Below are 18891 nucleotides of genomic sequence, written 5' to 3'. Positions count from 1 at the left end.
CGCGAGCGCCGGAATCCGTTGCGCGCGCCGGACCGTTGCCGTCCGGCGCACGCTCGCGCCTCAACCCGCTTTCGACTTCGAAAGCTGGTCCGCGACCGGCAGGCTGCGGATGCGCGTGCCGGTCGCCGCGAAGATCGCGTTGGTCAGTGCCGGCGCGATCGGCGGCAGGCCCGGCTCGCCCACGCCGCCGAGCGGCGTGGCGTAGTCGTCGGGCGCGACCAGGTGCACGCGTATTTCACGCGGCGCCTCGTTCATCCGGAGCACCTGGAAGCCGTTGAAATTGCTCTGCTCCGGCTGCCCGTCCTTGAACGTGATCTCGCCATGCAGCGCGAGGCCGAGCCCCATCACCACCGCACCTTCGAGCTGCGAGCGCACGCGTTCCGGGTTGACTTGCGGCCCGCAATCGATCGCGATGTCGACGCGCGGCACGACAATCGCGCCGTCCGCGCCGACCTGCACTTCGCACACGGCCGCCGTGTACGACACGAAGCTGCGGTGCGCGGCGATCCCGAGCCCGTGCCCTTTGGGCAACTTGCGTCCCCAGCCGGCTTCGCGCGCGACCGTCTCGACCACGCGCCGCAACCGCCCGGTGTCGACCGGATACAGCGCCGGGTCCTCGCCGTAGTTCACGTTCTTCACCGTGATGTGCGGCTCGAAACGTCGTGCGGGGCCGATCAGCTCGAGCAGAAAATCCTTCGGATCGCGACCGGCCGCGTGCGCGAGCTCCGATACGAAGCTCTGAATCCCGAATGCGTGCGGAATGTTGTACACCGAACGAAACCAGCCGATCCGCGTATGCGCTTGCGCGGCCGGGTTCTCGATCCGCACGTTCGGGATGGCAAACGGCAGATCCGCGATGCCTTGCGCGAGTTCGCCCGGCTGCTCGTGCACGACGCCGGCCTTGAACGTCGACTGGATCGACGGCGCGACCGTGCGATGCTGCCACGCGACCACCTTCCCCGCCGCATCGAGGCCGCCGTCGAACGCCTCCAGCGACACAGCATGGAAATAGTCGTGCGCGATATCGTCCTCGCGCGTGAACGTCAGCTTGACCGGCGCGCCCGCCGCCTTCGACAGCAACGCCGCTTCCACCACGTAGTCCGGCTTCGACTTGCGACCGAAGCCGCCGCCGAGCAGCGTCACGTTGACCGTCACGTGCTCGGTCGACAGGCCGAGCGCCTTCGCGATCTCGTCGCGTGTGGTCTGCGGCGCCTGCGTGCAGGTCCACACTTCGCAGCGCCCGTCGGCCGCGCGCGCGACGGCGGCCGGCGGCTCCATCGTCGCGTGGGCGAGATGCGGAATGTAGTACGTCGCGCGTATCCGTTTTGCAGCGCCCGCGAGCGCCGTGGCGGCATCGCCGTCGTTGCGGATCACGTCGCCCGGCTGCGCGGCGGCCGCTTCGAGCGTCTTGCGGTATGCGGCCGAGTCGTAGCCCGCGTTCGGGCCGCGCTTCCAGTCGATCTTCAGTTGCGCGCGCGCCTGAATGGCCGTCCACGTGTCGCGCGCGACCACGGCCACGCCGCCGAGCGGCTGGAAGCCGGACGGCAGCGGCGTCGACGCGAGCTGCACGACCTTGACGACGCCCGGCAGCTTCTCGGCGGCCGACGCATCGAACGACGCAACCGTATCGCCATACGCCGGCGGGCGCGCAACGACCGCGTACAGCATGCCGTCGAGCCGCGTGTCGATGCCGTAGTGCGCGCGGCCGCCGACGATGTCGCGGCCGTCGATCAATGCCGTCTCGCCCTTGCCGATGTAGCGGAATTCGGCCGGTGCCTTCAACGGCACGATTTTCGGATCGGGCACCGGCAGCGCGGCGGCTTTCGCGGCCAGTTCGCCGAAACCCAGTTTGCGCCCGCTCTTCGTATCGACGACCTCGTGCACCGTCGCCTTCACCTGACGCGCGTCGACGCCCCACGTCGCCGCGGCAGCCTGCTCGAGCATCGCACGCGCCGCCGCGCCCGCGCGGCGCAGCGCGGCGAAACTCTGACGCAGGCTGCGCGAACCGTCGGTGTTCTGATTGCCGTAGCGCGGCTCGTCGCCGACTGCCTGCGCGACCTTCACGCGCGCCCAGTCGGCACCCAGTTCATCGGCGACCACGAGCGCGACGCTCGTGCGCACGCCCTGCCCCATCTCGGAGCGGATGCAGGTCACCGTCACCGTGCCGTCCGGTGCGATCGCAACGAACAAGTGCGGATCGTCGCGCAATCCGTGCGGCATGCCCGCGCCGCCGTACTGCGGATTCGGGCTGACCGGCGGCTGAACCGGCGCGGCCGCATGCGCGAGCGACGGCACGCCGAATGCGAGCAGCAGCCCGCCGGATGCGAAGCCGAGCAGCAACGCGCGGCGGCTTTCGTTGTGAACCGAGAGTTCCGGCGCGTTCATGCGGCACCTCCACGGCGCACCGCCAGCCGGATCGCCGCGCGGATCCGCGTATAGGTGCCGCAGCGGCAGATGTTGCCGGACATCGCGTCGTCGATGTCGGCGTCGCTCGGATGAGGATTCGCTTTCAGCAGCGACGCGGCCTGCATGATCTGGCCGGACTGACAGTAGCCGCATTGCGCGACGTTCAGTTCCTGCCACGCTTGCTGCACCGGATGGGTGAGATCGGTCGACAATCCTTCGATCGTCGTCACGCGCTTGCCGGACGCGGCCGCGACCGGCGTGATGCACGAGCGGATCGCCACGCCGTCGAGGTGCACCGTGCACGCGCCGCACAGCGCCATCCCGCAGCCGAACTTGGTGCCCGTGTGGCCGAGCACGTCGCGCAGATACCAGAGCAACGGCATGTCGGGATTGCCGTCGAAATGCTGTTCGCTACCGTTGACGGTCAGCGTGATCATCGTTCACCTCCTGTTTGCGGCGCCGCGTCGCGCGGGCGTCGGGTGGGGATTTGAACGGCGCCGGGCACATTCCGAACGACCAGGGGGGCCTGACGCCGTTTCGTTTCTCGATCGTGAAGGCTGACGACCCGATCGGGGCGATGCCGTGAACGGATTCCGCCATCCGGTTGCCGGTGCAACGGTTCGGCGCAATGCCGGCAGATTGCGCGGCGCGTTCGCGTGGATCGCCGATCGCATTATCAGACGAATTCAGGTTTGTCGTCCGGTCGGGGGGATTCGGGGGTGGGCGATCAGCCTCGCGCCCGTCCGTCTCGCTCTCCGGACAGTGCGTCCCATCGTCCAAGACCGAGAACACGCTTCTTGTCCCGGGTCGCGTCGCGAACCGCGTTCTGCACCGCAGCACGCCCACGCCGCCGCGCACGCAGCAGCTACTGACCGGAATACACCGACCGCAGCGCGAGGACAGTACGGGCAGCGGGAACAGGAACCGTTGCCCGGATGCCCAGCCCGTAGCAGCGCCGGTCGCCGGGCAACGCTACGAAGAATCGCGAACGAACCTGGTTCCTTGGCTATCAGCGTATGCTTCAAACACAAGGTTTCGAGCAGACCCCAAACCTCGCGTCAGCCGCTCGGAAACACAATCCGGTACAGGTCCTCGCCAAAGCTTGTATCAAGCGGTTCGCCGTCAACGATGCGATAGGTCCGACCGCCCTCGTCAGTCCGTTCCGCACGTAAAAATAATGCACGTGCGCCGCGCGATTCATACAGCCCGTTCGATAGCGCGTACATATGCGTGACGAACAGCACCCTGACGCGCTTATCGAGCAGTGCTCCGACAATCTGCCCAGCAACTTCCGCCCCCTCGCGCTCGTTCGTGGAGGCAAAGGATTCGTTGAAAAACACGATGCTGCCCGTCTCCACCTGATCGATAATCGCGCTGATCCTGCGCAGTTCCTCGTCGAATTTCCCGCTCGTCATCGACTCGTCCTCCTCGCGTTTGAAATGCGTGAAGACGCGTCCGGCAACGCTGGACGAGAATTGTTCGGCGAGCACCATCATCCCCGCCTGCATCATCAACTGCGCCGTCGCGATACTGCGCAGGAACGTCGACTTTCCGCCTTCGTTTGCGCCCGTGACAACCACCAGGTCGCGATCGTTTGCGTGCAGGTCATTGGGAACGACATCGCGGCCGGTCCGCAGCGCCAGGCACACCTCACGCAATCCCCGGGCGTCGAGACGATGCGTATCGGCCGGCGCCACGTCCGGCATGCACATCGAATACCCCCGCTCCAGCAACTGGTCGTGCAGGTTGATGCACCCGATGTAAAACGCCAGCTCGCAACGCAGCATGTTGAAGAAGTCGAGCACGTGCTCCGCCGATTGATTCAATGCGCGCGCAACCAGATCCATGCCCTTTGCTTCCAGTTCCGACAGCGCCTGTGCGCCGGCCTCGTCGCGCTCCGGGATCTGGAAGCCATACGATTCCCGACGTTGCCTGAACATGCGCCGGGTAAAACCCAGATCGTCATCGGCCGACTTCCTGAGCGTGTAGGCCCGGCCCTTGTTTCCCGGCCCGAGGCGAGCGCTGATCAGCAGTCCCCTGCGGAACTTCAGCGTCTTCAGATGTCGAGCGACCAGCTCGAAGTAGTCGTCCGTCAGCTCGGCTTCGATCATCTCGAAGAACCGGACAAACCCGGCCGACCGGAAATCCGCCGAATGCCTGTCGGCGATTTCGCGCATCTTTCGCAACGTCTCGACGAACGATTCCATCAACTCGCGCGCACTGCCGAGCATCGCCGATGGATACTTCGAGTAGAAACCGAAATAGCTCTTCTTGCCGAGCTCGATAGCCTCGACGGCATGGCCGTAGAGCGATCGGACCACCGTGTGACCGGACAGACAGTCGCGCAGCACGTCCTGCCGAAAGCCGATGGCATCCTGATCCGCAAGCGGATTGCCGAGCGCCGCCTGCGCCACGTCGAACAGATACGCGTCGCCGTCCGACATCGCGGAACAAAGCGTGCGCAATTCAAGATCGCGGAAAATCGCGTCGGCGCAGGCATCGCGGTCCTTCCCGACGAGGAAGTCCGCCTCGCGATACATGAGATGGACTTTCATAGGCCCAGCCGCTCCGCGATCTGCTCGTAGGTCAGCCGATATCTATGTGCCAGCGAAACGGCATACGCCTTTCCGTCGGCCGGCCGGCGACGGATCCTGAAAGTCCGCGACGTATCGTCGTCGGCATTTATTTCGCTCAACATGCTGAGCGTCTGTCCGCTCAGCCGCGACAGTTCTTCTATGAATGTGACGTACACGGCCAGCGCGTCGAGCGACATGATCTTCGTCATGACCTTCTTGCTGAGGAAGATCGCGTCCTTGAGGGACGTCGAGCTGAATATCTCGTTCATGACGATCACACTGCGCGGCGTCGCTTCGTCCAGGATCCGCCTGATTCTCAGCAGATCGTCATGAAGCTTGCCGCGCAGGTTCTTCATGTCCTCTTCCCGCTCGAAATGGGCATATACCTGGTCTTGCAGGAAGAGCCGCGCATGGCTGCCTGGCACCGGCAAGCCGAGGCTGGCAAGGAAATGCAACTGACCGAACATCCTGGCGAAGGTCGTCTTGCCGCCCTGATTCGGGCCCGTGACCACCATGATGCGTTCGGCGCCTTCCAGCCGGTAGTCGTTGCATACGATCGAACGCCTTTCGCGCCTGAGCTTTTCGGCGAGCGCCAGGTCGAACGATCCTGCTACCGATTCGGTCTTGTTGTCTTCCGACACCACCGGATAGCAGAACGTGACACCCTGCTCCGTGATGCGCCGCATATGCTCGAGATAGGCAATGTAGAACTGAACCTCGCGATCGAACGCGACCACGGCGGAATCGAAGAATGACGCATGCTCGTCGCAGAAGCGAGTGAGCGCGTCGAAGGCGTCGGTATTCAGGCGGACGACGCAATCGAGTATCTGCGCTTCCACATGGTTCATGCTGGGATAGTCGTCGGCGCGAAAGCGGCGCTCCACCAACTCGCGCTGCCTGAATTTCTCGAAGGCGCTCAGCACGTCGGCGCTGTAGTCGGGTTCGCCGTCGTATCGACTGACGACCACGCTGTCACCGTCGATATGTATCGTGTAGTGCACCTGGTCCAGCAGCGCGCGAACGCGTGCCTCACTCGTTGCAAGCAACAGGAATGCATCCGTCAACACATAGTGGCGCACGTGGTCACGGACGCGTCGCAGTCCCGTTGAACGGAGATCAACAATTTCGAGATCGGCGGAGAGCGCCCGGACGGCGTCGCAGTAGAGATGCGCGGCCTCGAGTTGCCAGCGCCGCTTTTGCCAGGTGTGGAACAGCTTCCCCGCGCTTTGCAGGCAGGCACGCATGCTACGCATGTTCAGCGCAAATCGGTTGACGCGGTCCAGTACGGCCGGCCGCTCCAGATCGCGCATCACGTCCTGACGATAGCGGATCGTCCGCTCGTCCCGAGCGTTCCGATAGAAGAACGCCTCGAGATCATAGGCTTCCCTGCCGGCGATCACGGCGGCCACGACCTGGTCGAGGTTCAGGTCTCGGAAGCAATCCGGTTGCATGGCCTCGCCGCTGTCGACCTCGACACCCGGCCCATCGTACAAGACACTGACATCCGCCATCTTGCCTCCCGATCCACGGACGCGCGCGACAACCCGTCGCGGCTTCGCTTGCCGTTCGTACAGGTTCGACTGGAATGGCCCGGCCGCGGAACGGCGGCCGGAAAGCTGACGAGCCGGCGCTACAGCACGCACTCCAGTGTATGCAGGCGTCATCAGCCCGATCGGGCGGTTTGGGAGGATGCCATCTCCCTGCGTTTCATTCTAGTGCCGGCGTCCGCTTCCAACAACCTTCCACGCACGACCGTCGGCCACGATCAGGCTTTCGGTTCCTTGCTCGACGCGCCGACAAGGAAAGGGATCGCGAGCAACTGCGTCGCGACGCAAAAGACGACCGTGGACGTCACCGAGCGATCGTACAGCCAGCCGATTGCCGCGCTGCCGACGAACCAGCAGACGCCGTATATCGACGTGAAGAGACCGAACGCCGACGCCCTGCGCGCCGCGGAAACCATCGGCGCAACCGCAGCCGGGATGATGGATTCATGCACCCCCATCCCCATTCCCCAAAGGACCACGCCAACCAGCGCGAGCTCGAAGTTATCGGCCAGAAATGCGCAAGGGGAAAACGCCGCGCATAGCATCGTCAAGCCGATCAGGACGCGCATGCCATATCGATCGAACAGCCGTCCCAGTACGAGCGACGCACCGCCGCTCACACCCATCGCCACGGCATAGAACGCAGGAATCCAGTTGACGGGCAACGTCCCGTGCCGTGCAAAGTGGTAGGCAATCAGCGGGTAGTCGGCAAAGCCCGCCGCAACCAGCCCCGCCCCCGCCAGATAGATCCAGAAGCGGCGCGGAAAGGCGGTCGTCGCGATCGCATCCGCTGCGTCTGCAACCGGCGCGCCGGAACCAGGAAAAACGACTCTCGCAACGGCCAGAAAACCGAGGTTGCAGGCCGCCGGGATCGCCAGCACCGCGAAAGCCTCGCGATAGCTCCCGCCGCGCGCCATCATGGCAGCCACGACGAGCGGACCGATCATCGCGCCACACTGGTCGAAGGCCTCGTGTACACCGAATACCCAACCGTATCCCCCCACGTGCCGAGCCGCATTGGAAAGCATGACGTCCCGCGGCGGGTTCCTGATGGCCTTGCCGACCCGCTCGAGCACCACGAGAACCGCGGCCTGCTGCCAGGTGTGCGTCAAGGCCAGCGCAGGCACGACCGACATCTGCAACAGATAACCGACGATCGTGATGGTCCAGAACCGGCGCGACGCATCGGCCAACGTGCCTGACACCAGGCGCAGGCCGTAGCCGAGCAGCTCGCCGAGCCCCATGACCACGCCGATGATCGTGGCGGTTGCGCCGGCCTGTGCGAGAAACGGGCCGAGTATCCCCCTCGCGCCCTCGTACGTGCAGTCCGCAAAGAAACTCAGGATACCGATGAGAACGACAAAGCGCATGGCCTGCCGCGCAGACGTCCCCTTGCCCGAAACGGTCGGCCGCGCGCCCATGCCCTACTCCACGCCCACCAGAGCCGGATGCATCCTGATGTGCAGCATGACCATCCAGCGTCGCGGACAGCTATCGAGAATCGCGACGATTCGCGGTGGCTGACCGGCGAACTTGAGATATTCATGCTCGACAGCGTACCTGTACGCGCGCGCTATGTCGGCTCGGAACCAGACGAGAAACAGGACGGCGGTGACCAGGCCAAAAGCCGCAAGCGACGCCAGTTCCAAAGGTGAATAGCTTCGCGGAATGATCGACATGACGAGCATCGTCAGCAGCTCGGCAACCAGGATTGCGATGAGTGCCACGATCGCCTCGGCTTGCAGTTTGGTGCGGACTGCAACTCCTTTTTTCAAGCGCCCCTCCATGCAGTCTGGAATCGACCGGGCGCGGCATGTTCCCCCTGCCGCTGCCGGTATCGGTCTCATGCGATCAACGACGACTGGTCATGATTTCCTGCCGCTTCGCATGGCATGAAAATGGCCCTGACGTTTTGCAGACCGCTCCCGTGCGCTTGCCAGAAGTCCCTCAGCTTGTGCTCCCGATCGATCAGTTCGATGCAGTGAGGAAACCTGTGATGAACATGTTCGGCGTGACCGTGGTGAAGCCGATCGCCGCCGAGATAGCCGGCATGGACGCGATGCAGAACGGCCTGCTCGATGCCCGCGCGTTTCGCATGACGCAGGAGATGATGCGCAAGACTCGGGCGCGAGATGCGATGCCACAGGCGTGTCGGATGCGCTTTGGCGGAGTGGTGAAAATACAAGCGAAGTGCCGTGAGTTTGGTCATTTCAGCGCTATCAAGAAAGAGTGATCGGTCATGCTTCGGGTGAAACCGCCGGCGCGCTGCGGCGGACGCGTCGTAGCGCGGGAATGTCGGCCAGCCGCATGCCGTTCGGCAGGAGCGGGTGCTTCGCATGGTCGACACGCTGTGCGCGATAAATACCCGTGTGACCGGAAAACAGGTACGCGACGACGCACGCGATCGCCGCATATACCCCGATATCGGCGCCGAACAATTCGATCGCCATGACGGTCGACGCGATGGGTGTATTGGCCGCGCCGGCAAACACCGCGACAAACCCGAGGCCGGCGAGAACCGGGACAGGCAGCGCCAGCACATGCCCCAACGCATTCCCGAGGGTCGCGCCGATATAGAAAAGCGGCGTGACCTCTCCGCCCTTGAAGCCGGATGCGAGCGTCACGACGGTAAAGCCGAACTTGCCCGCGAAGTCATAGAACGGAAGCGAACCATGAAACGACGCCTCGATGGTCGGGATCCCCAGTCCGAGATACTGTGGCACGTTCAGCACGGTTGCCGCGACAACGACAATGACGCCGCCGGTGAACGCACGCATGGGCGCATAGCCGATCCTGCGCTTCAGGAATGCGGACAGTGCATGAGTCGAGTCGGCAAACAACATGCCGACGACACCGAATGCCACGCCGGCGATCAGCACGGAGCCCAGTCCCAGCGCATTCAGATGCGGCACGAACGGGATCGCGTAGACGGTGTGATGGATGCCCCACATCCGGCAGGCTTCGTCGGCGACCACGCTGGAGATCACGCAAGTCAGGAGTGCGTCGTATCGGATTCGGCCGATCGCCAGTACTTCCAGCCCGAAAATGGCGCCTGCGAGCGGCGTGCCGAATACCGACGAGAAACCGGCCGCGATTCCGCCCATCAGCAGAATGCGCCGATCGTCGCGATCGAGCTTCAGCGCACGCGTGATCTGATCCGCGATGGCGCCGCCCATCTGCACGGCGGTGCCTTCGCGCCCGGCCGATCCGCCGAACAGATGCGTGACGACCGTTGCTATGAGAACGAGCGGCGCCATGCGCTTCGGCACGATCTTCTGCGGATCGTGAATCTCGTCGATCAACAGATTGTTCCCGCCTTCGACGGACTTCCCGACGCGGTGATACACCCAGCCGGTCGCGAAACCGGCAATGGGCAACAGCGCGAGCAGCCAGGGATGACCCAGGCGCGTCTCGGTTGCAAGATCGAGGGCGGCAAGAAAGAGCGCGGACGCCGAACCCGCCAACGCGCCCATGCCGCAAGAAATGACGAGCCATCGGCAAAGGTAGGACACCATCGCCACTTGCTCGATTGTTTTGATTCGCTTCATTTTTACCAGATTTGACAGGACATCAAACCTGGGCGACAGAACGCCGCTATACGGACGGCCTACGACCTCCTGTACCCAGGAACGCGTAGGCATCATCAGCTGGCTGACCAGCGGTTATGAGGAGGAATGCCATCTCCAGCGCGAAATTGTACGCGAGAAATCTTCCGCGGTGCAATGTCGTTGAGCGCCCTGCCGCACTGCCCCCCGGCCCGACCGGGCTGCCAGACATTGTGCAGGGCGGCTAGCGCGCTCGACTTTGATGCAGCCCCGTTTCAATCCTCACGTGCCAGATGCGCCGTGTCATTGATCTGAAGGATTTTCGCGCTTCCGGCCCGGTCGATGTCGATGACGTTCAGGCAGCACGGATCCTGCGCCACTCGCCAGTACGCGGACAGCGGCATGTCGAGCGCATGTAGGAGAAGAACCCGATTGATGCTATCGTGGGCGACCAGGACGACGGTCTCGTCGGCATGGGCGGCCAACAGCTCGCGCAACGCGTCAGCCGTTCGGAGTGCGACAGCCTGCAACGACTCTCCGCCCGGGAACTGCATCCACTGCGGCGCCGTCTTCCACAACGCGTACTGGTCGGGAAACTGCGCGCGGGCATCCGCATGGCTCTTCCACTGCCACGCCCCATAGTCGAAATCGTCGATCCCGGGTTGAACGTGCTCCGGAACCGCGCATGCGGTCGCGATCGCATGGCCCGTGTCCCGACACCGCTTCATCGGGCTCGTATAGACGGCAACCGGCTTGAAACGGGCCGCAACGGTATCGGCCAGCAACGCCGCCTGTCGCCAGCCAAGCGGCGTGAGCTCCAGCTCGGCGCGGCCACGAAAGCGCGGTGGATCGATGCCTTCCACTTGCCCGTGGCGAGTCAAAACAATTCGCATGGCCATGCTCCCAAAGAATGCGCGAGCGCGCGTCGCGTCCAGCCTCTCGCAACCGATGCCGTTCGCGAAAAATCAAAGGATGTTCGACTCCCGCATCGCCGGCGCCTCGATATAGAACCTGTCGATCACGGTCATGTCGAGGTCGAACCGATAAACCAGCGGCATGCCGTTCGGTATATCCAGGCTCATGACGTCGGCCTCGGACAACGCGTCCAGAATCTTGACCAGCGCACGCAGCCCGTTCCCGTGCCCGCAAACGATGACGCGGCACCCCGATTCGATGGCTGGCGCGAGCGTGTCGCGCCAGAAAGCCGCGACTCGACGTTCGGTATCGCACAGGGACTCGGCACGAGGGATCTCGCCGGGCGGCAATCGGCGATAGCGCCGATCGTCCATCGTCACCGACATCGGCGGCGGGCGCCCATGGTACGAGCGTCGCCAATGCTGCACGGCCTGCTCCCCGAAACGCTCGACGGCCTCCGTCTTGCGCATGCCCGTCAGGCTTCCATAGTGGCGCTCGTTCAACCGCCAGTCGTGCACGACCGGAACCCACGATTGATCGAGTTCCTCCAGCATGAGCCACAGTGTCCGGATCGACCGCTTGAGCACCGACGTATAGGCAAGGTCGAACTGCCATCGGTCGCGTGCGAGCATTCGCCCGGCCTCGCGCGCCTGCCCTTCGCCCCCGATAGTCAGGTCGATGTCCGTCCATCCCGTAAATCGACCGTCCCGGTTCCATTCGGACTCGCCGTGCCGAACCAGAACCAGAAAAAGCGACGGCTCATCGTCCCGGCCGGCATCGCGGCTGCTCTCCATGCTCGCTCCCGCCCGCTCGCCTTGCGCAAGCACGCTGCGCCGGGTCACCGGACCTTCAATCCCAGTCGATTCGACATTTCCTGCAACGCGTCGCCGAGCGAACTCCCGCGGACGCGTTCGCCATTACGGGCAACGATCAGGAACTCGCCGGTGGCAAAGGAAAATATGTTGACGTAACCGAGTTGTCGCAACGTCGCTTCGCAGCGCGCCAGCTCGCCGTCGGCTTTCGCCGCCGGACGTCCACCGGGCCCCGCATCGAGGCGATCGGCGCTCGTTCCGCCAGCCGGCTCGGGAATAGGTGAATCAAACGAATCGAGTGAAACCGCATCGCACGGATGCGCGTTCATGTCGAATGGCATGCTGCCTCCTCTCGTCAGGTCGGCAAACCTTGGGAATACGACGATGATTGCAATGCCCCGGCGCCGTTCTCGCGGGGATGCGTCTCCGAGCGGCTTACCAAGGCGCGCGGCCGGAGCTGTCCCGACGACGTTCGGTCGCCCGGATGCAAACGGGGCATAGCCGGCGCTCACCACGAACTGGAAGGCTGTATCGGAAGTGCGGCGCCCAAAGAAGTCGAAACGGGCGAAGGAGGAAGCGTACGAGGGTAGCGTTCATGATGATCCTGCTGTCGTTGATTGAGGGTGTTGTCACATCCGCAAACGCAGTAGGCATCATCAGCCGGTGTTTCGGCGGTTATGGAGAATGCCATCTCCTGATGCAAAGAATACTGCCGGGCCCCGCACCTCGCAAGCCTTGCGTCCTCGACGCCCCGACACGGAACGGTGAAACCTCGCGATCCACACCACTTGCCCCGGGCGAAGCTTCCGCGCATTCACCGCCATCGACTGCAAGTGTCCGGCCTCCCTTGACGCTGCAAGGGCCGATGATAAACTCTCGCCATGGAGATGGCATTCTCCAAAACCGCTCAAGATTGATGAGCCGATGATGCCTACAACCCGGCAGACGAGAGCGCCATTGCTTCCGGCGTGCGTCGAGGTCTAATCAAAAATGGGGCATTCGATATGTTTCAATCGGTTCTTGCGGTTGCGATCGGCGGTGCGTTGGGTTCTTTGCTGCGCTGGGTCCTCGGCCTGAGACTCAACGGTCTGTTCCCCGAGCTCCCGCTCGGTACGCTTGCAGCGAACGTCATCGCCGGCTACGTCATCGGCGTAGCCATCGCGTTCTTCTCGCGACTCCCCGAGATCCCCAGCGAATGGCGGTTGTTCGTCATCACCGGCCTGATGGGCGGCCTGTCGACTTTCTCGACCTTCTCCGCCGAAGTCGTTGCTCATCTGCAAGAAGGGCGACTGGGCTGGGCTGCCGGCGAGATCGCCATCCACGTCTCCTCGTCGCTGATCATGACGATACTGGGTATCGCCACCGTCAGCGCCGTAGCGCGGGTTGCCGTCGCCTGAGCAAATCCGAAAGGCCATTATCGAACTGCATCATGCGTCATGCCGGAACGGCCACGACGTTTCATGCATGTTTGAATTTCTGGTTGCGTCTTCAAGTACGGTAGGACTCGCGTCGTGCACCGGCGCGCCCAGCCTGGAACTTCATCGATCGGTCCGTCACCGCTTCCGCCCGGCTCACGCTACAGGAAAGCCCGACAGGCCGATGAGAGGAGATGAGTCATGTCGACAGCTCGTTCGGAAGGTCGAACCGATTCGCACCGCAACAGCAAGGCGTATCGCTTCATCGAAGCGTTACTCACGCATGCCGATGTCAAGATCGGCGGAGCCCGTCCGTGGGACATTCGCCTCCACGACGACGACGTACCCACCGACATCCTCGCCCACGGCAATCTCGGCCTGGGCGAAGCGTATATGGATGGCCGCTGGGACTGCGACCATCTCGACCAGTTCTTCGCGAGGATACTCAGGGCGAAACTCGACGAGAAGATTCATCCCGTCCACCTCGGCCTGCATGCGTTGCATGCGCGGATCATGAATCGGCAAACGATTCGCCGTGCGTGGCAAGTCGGGGAGCGGCACTACGACATCGGCAACGACTTCTATGCGGCGATGCTCGACCGCAGAATGACGTACACCTGCGGGTTCTGGTCCGGCGGCGCCCGGACGCTCGACGAAGCCCAGGAAGACAAGCTCGATCTGATATGCCGCAAGCTTCAATTGACGCCCGGCATGCGGCTTCTCGACATCGGCTGCGGCTGGGGCAGCCTGATGGGTTTCGCCGCCGAACATTATGGCGTGACATGCGTGGGCGTCACGATCTCGAAAGAGCAGGCTCAGTGGGCCAGCGAGCGATACCGGAAGCTGCCGCTCGAATTCAGGCTGCAGGACTATCGCGCCATTGACGAACGCTTCGACAGGATCGCCAGCGTCGGCATGTTCGAGCATGTCGGCTCGAAAAACTACCGGACCTACATGGAGGTCGCCCATCGCTGCCTGACGGACGACGGCCTGTTTCTCCTCCATACGATCGGGAAGAATCGTCGCGGAACGACACCGGATCCGTGGATCGACCGCTATATCTTCCCGAACGGGGAATTGCCCGCGCTCGCTGAAATCGGCGATGCCGCCGGTGGACTGTTCGTGACGGAAGACCTGCAGAATTTCGGCGCCGACTACGACAGGACGCTGATGGCATGGCACGCGAACTTCGACGTGGCGTGGCCGCGCTTCGAGCCGCGACTCGGCGAGCGCTTCCACCGGATGTGGCGCTACTACCTGCTGTCGTGCGCGGGGCTGTTCCGTTCTCGCGAGACTCAGCTGTGGCAGTGGGTTTTTTCCAGGCGCGGGCTCGAAGGCGGCTACTGCCGGCCGTCAATACCCGTCCGCTCGAATCGCGATCCCGATCCCGCACACAGCTGATTGCGTTGCGTCGGAATCGATGCATGGTGCGATGCAGGCCACCGCGCTAGACTTGCATCGAGGAGATGGCATTCTCCATTGAACCGCCTCACGGCTGATGATGCCTACGGACCCTGACGGGGTGCGGGCATCGTGTTGGGTCCCGCTTCGTCGGATCGCGTAACCCAGCAACGGACGTCGCCGTGATGCATATCAAGCATGATGCTGCTCGCTCCCACCCGTCTCCTCCCGCCGGATCGCCGGATCGCTCGCCGCGTTCCGTGCACGGCCCGGCCGACTCCGCCGAACACTCGCCCCCGCCCGGCAATGACGCGTGCCGCTGCGTCGTGTGCGAGCAGCTTCGCGACGCCGATACGCAGTACTTCGGGCGCGTGCTTCGCAACGGCCGCGCGCGCATCGCGCTGGCGCAGACCCTCGCACTCGGCATGGGATTCTGCCGCGCGCACGCAGCCCTGGCGACGGAACTGCATGGGCCGGCCGCTGCGGCGGTACAGGACTCGATCCGCGATGCCGGACGCCTTTTGTGCGACCTGCTCGATCGAACCGCGCTCCAGGACGAACTGATACAGGACATCGTGTTCGGCGCGCGCGGCCGCTGCCCGGCCTGCGCGTATTTCCATCGTGTCGAAGGGCGGGTGCTGGCGCGGATACAGCACGAGCTCGAGCAGCAGAAGCCGTTCTCGCCACCGCCCGTGTGCTTCGTCCACCTGCAATCGCTGAAGCAGCGCGTCGAGCCCCCGCTCCTCGGCCGGATCAAACGCCTGCTGCGCGCCCGGTCGCGCGGCGTGCTCGGCGCGATCGATCGTCCCGGCGCGTTTCCGGACGCAGGCATCGCGCAAGCGTGTCTCCAGCTTTATCCGCTCGAACTCGCAAACAGCATGAGCGTGCACGCGGCGCGCTGCGCATGTCCGATATGCGAGGACATCGCCCTCGCGCAACGCCGATGGCTCGGCACCGCGATCGACAACGTCCGCCTCCGGCAGCCCGGCTGGATTGCGCTGCCGACTTGCCACCGCCACCTTCTACAGTGCATCCGGCAACCGGACCGCGCGCTTCAGCACGCGGCGCTTGCCCGCTACTTCGAAGTCGCGCTGCCCGGCAAGCCCATGGCGGACCCGGCCGCGCCGCCCCCGCCCAAACGCCGGCGGCGCAGGCACGCGCGCTGGTTCGACTCGCGCCATGACGCGCGGAACGAGCGCGATGCGCAACGCGACGGAACACAGCCGCGGGAAAGCTGTCCCGGCTGCGATGCGGAGGAAATCGCCGCAAGGAAAAGCATCGCCCGCCTGATTCGCGGCGTGTCGCGCGCCGAGCACGACGACGCGCTCGCGCTTGCCGTGGAAGGCGTCTGCCTCAAGCATTTCGCCGAAGCGTTCATCTATGCGTCGGAGCCGCGCATCGAGCAGCGGCTGCGCGGCGCACTCGGTAGCATCCTGCGCCCCGCCACCGACGCGCGCGAATGCGTATCGGGTTGACGACGCTAAACGAGCGTCAACAGAAGGATCGCGACCAGCAGCGCACCGATCAGCGCGAGGTAGAAGTTGAGATTGCCCGACTGCAGCGCCCGGAGCTTTTCCGCGCAATAGCTGACGGCACGAATCGCCGGATCGAACAGATGGCGTTCGAACAGGTCGGTAACGTCGGCGGAGAACACCAGCCGCTTGATGAAATACTCGCGCTGCTCGTGCTCGCGTGTCGTCGTCGCGGTCGGCTGATACACGAAACTGTAGAACGTGCGCATCGCATTCGAAAACGTCAGCGCCGTGGTCATCGCGTCGCGCGGATTCGACGTCATCCCGCCGAACCAGACCGGCGCGCGGCGCACCGCCGCCCGCTTCGTGAGCCACAGCAGCGCGATCGGCAGCAGCGACAGCAACGGCATCACGATGATGAGCTTCGACGGCGAGATGAATGCGAACGTGTCCGTCAGCGGCACCAGCAGCCAGCCCGAAACCATCGCCTGCGGCGCGTTCGCATCGAACAGCGACCGCGCGCCGCTGGCCAGCGCATTCAGCCAGAGCGGCGCACCGACAGCGACGGCCAGCACGCCTGTTCCGAGGATGCCGACCGACACCGCGCAGCCCGTCGGCACCCGCCTTCCGGGGTCGTCGTCCGACGGCCCGAGCAAACCGAGGCCGAACACCTTCACGAAGGTTGCCAGCGCAACCGCCGCGGCCAGCGCGAGGCCGGCACCGGCCAGCACGAGCACCAGCCGGCCGATGAACGACGACAGGTGAAACCCCTGGAACACCGACTGGAAAACATACCATTCGCTGACGAAGCCGGCCTGCGGCGGCACCGACGCGAGGCTCATCGCCGCGAACAGCGCGCCGATGCCGAGCAGAAAGCCGCTTCGTCGCAGCCAGCCGCGCGACACGATATCGAAGCTGCCGGATGCCGCGAATACGCCATCCGCCGCCAGGAACAGCGCGCCTTTCGCGAGCGCGTGGCCGGCCAGATGAAGCAGCGCGACGGTCCATGCCAGGCCGGCCAGCGCCGGCAGCCCGTCCGCGCGAAACAGCTGCGTGACGCCGAGCATCACCACGGCAACCGACGCATTCTCCGCGGACGAATAGCTGAGCAGCGCGCGCCAGTCGTCCTGCTGGAACGCAAACAGGACGGCGAGTATCGCGCTTGCCACGCCGGCCGCGATCGCGATCACGCCGAGGCCGAACACCGCCCCGCCGTCGGTGCCCACGTTGAGCCAGCTATTCCACGACCGACTCAACGCGAAATACGCGGCATTCAGCACAACGCCGGAAAACAGCGCGCCGGTTGCGCCGCTGCCCGACGAATACGCGCGCGGGAACCATTCGTAAAACGGCACGAGACCCAGCTTCGCCCCGAACCCGATCAACAACGCGACGCCGGCAAACCACGAGACCACGTTGCCGGTCAGGCCCGCGCGCGCGAGGAATCCGTCGTATCCGACGCCGCCCGCCGCGTTGCCGAGCACGACGATCGCGAACATCAGGGCGACCGCGCCGACCTCGAGCAGCGCCAGCATCAGCAGCACCGATTTCCCCTCGTCCTGCTCCGCGCGCTCGCCGGTCAGCATCAGCGCGCCGCCCAGGCTCATCGTTTCCCATGCGACGAGCAGCGAGATCCCGTCCTGCATGCCGACGACGCCGAGCGCGCCGAGCAGGCTGAATGCGGCGCCGGCGTGCCAGCGCCCGGACCGGCTCCCGAGCGCGGAGCCGGTCCAGCACGCGAACATCGCCGGCACCAGGCCGAAGCCGAGCAACCAGACGCCCGCCGGATCCATCGCGAAGCGCGTCCACTGCCCGGCGAGCGCGACATGAAGCGACACCGGCGCCGTCCCGTCGGGCAGCGCCACGATGCAGGCCAGCACGCCGAATGCGCAGCCCGCGCCGAGCAGCACGCGCACGCCGCGCAGCAGCGCCCGTACCGGCGAAAGGAGCGCCGCCAGCCCCCATGCCGCGACCGCGACGCCGAACAGATCGTTAGCGTTCAATCTCGCCTCCCCGCATCCGTTGCCTGCTCCGCCCGACGAGCATCAACAGCGCATGAAGCAGCGCCGCGGGATTGGGCGGGCAGCCGGGCAAATAGATGTCGACGGGCAGCACGTCGTCCAGCCCGGTGCCGCACGCATAATTCCCGCCCGTCATGCCGCCCGACACCGCGCAGGTGCCCGTCGCGACGACCCAGCGCGGCGACGGCATCGCCTCCCAGGTCTCCAGCAGCGGCTGGCGCATGGCCTTCGTGACCGGCCCCGTGACCAGCAGCACGTCCGCAAAACGCGGCGACGGCGTGAAGAAGATGCCGAGCCGATGCAGGTTGTAGAACGGGTTGTCGAGCGCCTGCAATTCCGATTCGCAACCGTTGCACGAGCCGGCATCCACGTGACGGATATGCAGGCTCCGGCCGAACGCGCGCCGGGTGCCGTCGACCACCTCCCGGACGACACGCTGGCTCATCGCGACGTCCCACTTCAGGTCCGCGCGCTCGTGCACACCCACGGCCCAGTCTTCCGAAGGCATGAAAGCGCCAGTGGGACACGCCTCCGTGCAGCGCTGGCACACGATGCAGCGCCCCCAGTCGACGACCGGCGCCGCCAGAGACGGATCGAGCGTAATCGCATGCGTCTCGCACGCGCGCGTGCACGCGTCGCACCCTGGCGCGCACTTCGCCGGATCGAAACGCGGCATGCCGAGCACGCCGTCCTGGCCGTCCGCATCGTCCGCCAATGGCCAGCCGGTGCTTGCGCGGCCTTCCTTCAATCCGAACCAGGTCCAGAGCGACATAAGAGGCAT

Annotated in this window: 17 protein-coding genes and 5 riboswitches; of the genes, 4 read left to right on the top strand and 13 right to left on the bottom strand. The window is 64.8% G+C overall.

Annotated elements, in window-relative coordinates; genetic code table 11:
- Positions 1 to 60: 60 nt before the first annotated feature.
- The 6 genes from DCN14_RS21550 to DCN14_RS21525 all read right to left on the bottom strand — a co-directional run bounded on the left by DCN14_RS21550 (position 61) and on the right by DCN14_RS21525 (position 8304).
- Positions 61 to 2385 carry a xanthine dehydrogenase family protein molybdopterin-binding subunit gene (locus DCN14_RS21550; protein ID WP_096502569.1) on the bottom strand — a complete coding sequence of 775 codons (2325 nt, stop codon included), beginning with the start codon at positions 2383 to 2385 and terminating at the stop codon, positions 61 to 63.
- Positions 2382 to 2843 (bottom strand): (2Fe-2S)-binding protein, encoded by a 462-nt coding sequence (locus DCN14_RS21545; protein WP_096502571.1) that lies wholly within the window; start codon positions 2841 to 2843, stop codon positions 2382 to 2384. The genes DCN14_RS21550 and DCN14_RS21545 overlap by 4 nt, the downstream gene beginning before the upstream one ends.
- Positions 2844 to 3464: 621 nt before the next feature.
- Positions 3465 to 4961 carry a DNA mismatch repair protein MutS gene (locus tag DCN14_RS21540; protein ID WP_096502573.1) on the bottom strand — a complete coding sequence of 499 codons (1497 nt, stop codon included), beginning with the start codon at positions 4959 to 4961 and terminating at the stop codon, positions 3465 to 3467.
- Positions 4958 to 6646 carry a hypothetical protein gene (locus tag DCN14_RS21535; protein WP_205212612.1) on the bottom strand — a complete coding sequence of 563 codons (1689 nt, stop codon included), beginning with the start codon at positions 6644 to 6646 and terminating at the stop codon, positions 4958 to 4960. Before DCN14_RS21535 ends, DCN14_RS21540 begins: the two co-directional genes overlap by 4 nt.
- A riboswitch (Fluoride riboswitch) is annotated at positions 6630 to 6691 on the bottom strand. Its footprint overlaps the gene before it by 17 nt.
- 56 nt (positions 6692 to 6747) lie before the next feature.
- Positions 6748 to 7950 carry an MFS transporter gene (locus DCN14_RS21530; RefSeq protein ID WP_096502577.1) on the bottom strand — a complete coding sequence of 401 codons (1203 nt, stop codon included), beginning with the start codon at positions 7948 to 7950 and terminating at the stop codon, positions 6748 to 6750.
- A gap of 3 nt (positions 7951 to 7953) precedes the next feature.
- Positions 7954 to 8304 carry a hypothetical protein gene (locus tag DCN14_RS21525; protein WP_143331652.1) on the bottom strand — a complete coding sequence of 117 codons (351 nt, stop codon included), beginning with the start codon at positions 8302 to 8304 and terminating at the stop codon, positions 7954 to 7956.
- Between the two features lie 38 nt (positions 8305 to 8342).
- Here DCN14_RS21525 and DCN14_RS38740 point away from each other — a divergent pair, with 38 nt between their 5' ends.
- Positions 8343 to 8762, top strand: a complete 420-nt coding sequence (locus tag DCN14_RS38740; RefSeq protein WP_240327419.1) for a hypothetical protein — start codon at positions 8343 to 8345, stop codon at positions 8760 to 8762.
- A gap of 4 nt (positions 8763 to 8766) precedes the next feature.
- On the opposite strand, the gene DCN14_RS21515 is transcribed toward DCN14_RS38740, so the two are convergent.
- From DCN14_RS21515 to DCN14_RS21500, 4 genes are all read right to left on the bottom strand, one after another.
- Positions 8767 to 10077, bottom strand: a complete 1311-nt coding sequence (locus tag DCN14_RS21515; protein WP_096502583.1) for a voltage-gated chloride channel family protein — start codon at positions 10075 to 10077, stop codon at positions 8767 to 8769.
- A gap of 79 nt (positions 10078 to 10156) precedes the next feature.
- A riboswitch (Fluoride riboswitch) is annotated at positions 10157 to 10223 on the bottom strand.
- 126 nt (positions 10224 to 10349) lie between these two features.
- On the bottom strand, positions 10350 to 10967 hold the full coding sequence (locus tag DCN14_RS21510; protein WP_096502954.1) for a histidine phosphatase family protein: 618 nt from the start codon (positions 10965 to 10967) through the stop codon (positions 10350 to 10352).
- Between the two features lie 72 nt (positions 10968 to 11039).
- A complete protein-coding gene (locus DCN14_RS21505) occupies positions 11040 to 11783 on the bottom strand; it encodes a 2,3-bisphosphoglycerate-dependent phosphoglycerate mutase (RefSeq protein WP_096502956.1) in 744 nt (247 codons plus the stop codon).
- Between the two features lie 44 nt (positions 11784 to 11827).
- A complete protein-coding gene (locus tag DCN14_RS21500) occupies positions 11828 to 12142 on the bottom strand; it encodes a hypothetical protein (RefSeq protein ID WP_096502585.1) in 315 nt (104 codons plus the stop codon).
- Positions 12143 to 12441: 299 nt separating this feature from the next.
- Positions 12442 to 12505: riboswitch (Fluoride riboswitch) on the bottom strand.
- A gap of 170 nt (positions 12506 to 12675) precedes the next feature.
- Positions 12676 to 12742: riboswitch (Fluoride riboswitch) on the top strand.
- Positions 12743 to 12805: 63 nt separating this feature from the next.
- On the opposite strand from DCN14_RS21500, the gene crcB reads away from it, so the two are divergent.
- Complete coding sequence (crcB, locus tag DCN14_RS21495) at positions 12806 to 13198, top strand: fluoride efflux transporter CrcB (RefSeq protein WP_096502587.1); 393 nt, start codon at positions 12806 to 12808, stop codon at positions 13196 to 13198.
- 219 nt (positions 13199 to 13417) lie between these two features.
- Positions 13418 to 14617 (top strand): cyclopropane fatty acyl phospholipid synthase, encoded by a 1200-nt coding sequence (cfa, locus tag DCN14_RS21490; RefSeq protein ID WP_096502589.1) that lies wholly within the window; start codon positions 13418 to 13420, stop codon positions 14615 to 14617.
- Between the two features lie 52 nt (positions 14618 to 14669).
- Positions 14670 to 14731, top strand: a riboswitch (Fluoride riboswitch).
- Here the strand turns inward: cfa and DCN14_RS38075 are convergent.
- On the bottom strand, positions 14722 to 15456 hold the full coding sequence (locus DCN14_RS38075; RefSeq protein WP_143331653.1) for a hypothetical protein: 735 nt from the start codon (positions 15454 to 15456) through the stop codon (positions 14722 to 14724). It overlaps the preceding riboswitch by 10 nt.
- 45 nt (positions 15457 to 15501) lie before the next feature.
- On the opposite strand from DCN14_RS38075, the gene DCN14_RS38070 reads away from it, so the two are divergent.
- Positions 15502 to 16092 carry a hypothetical protein gene (locus DCN14_RS38070; protein WP_143331654.1) on the top strand — a complete coding sequence of 197 codons (591 nt, stop codon included), beginning with the start codon at positions 15502 to 15504 and terminating at the stop codon, positions 16090 to 16092.
- A 5-nt stretch (positions 16093 to 16097) separates the two neighbouring features.
- Here the strand turns inward: DCN14_RS38070 and DCN14_RS21480 are convergent, their stop codons facing one another.
- Both DCN14_RS21480 and nuoB read right to left on the bottom strand, forming a co-directional pair.
- A complete protein-coding gene (locus DCN14_RS21480; protein WP_096502593.1) occupies positions 16098 to 18092 on the bottom strand; it encodes a proton-conducting transporter membrane subunit in 1995 nt (664 codons plus the stop codon).
- Positions 18082 to 18882 (bottom strand): NADH-quinone oxidoreductase subunit NuoB, encoded by an 801-nt coding sequence (gene nuoB, locus DCN14_RS21475; RefSeq protein ID WP_096502595.1) that lies wholly within the window; start codon positions 18880 to 18882, stop codon positions 18082 to 18084. The genes DCN14_RS21480 and nuoB overlap by 11 nt, the downstream gene beginning before the upstream one ends.
- Positions 18883 to 18891: the final 9 nt, after the last annotated feature.

This window comes from Burkholderia sp. IDO3, from assembly GCF_003366075.1.
GTDB classification, from domain to species: Bacteria; Pseudomonadota; Gammaproteobacteria; order Burkholderiales; family Burkholderiaceae; genus Burkholderia; species Burkholderia anthina.
The sequence above is the reverse complement of the archived record's forward strand: the minus strand, read 5'-3'. Positions and strand labels throughout refer to the sequence as shown.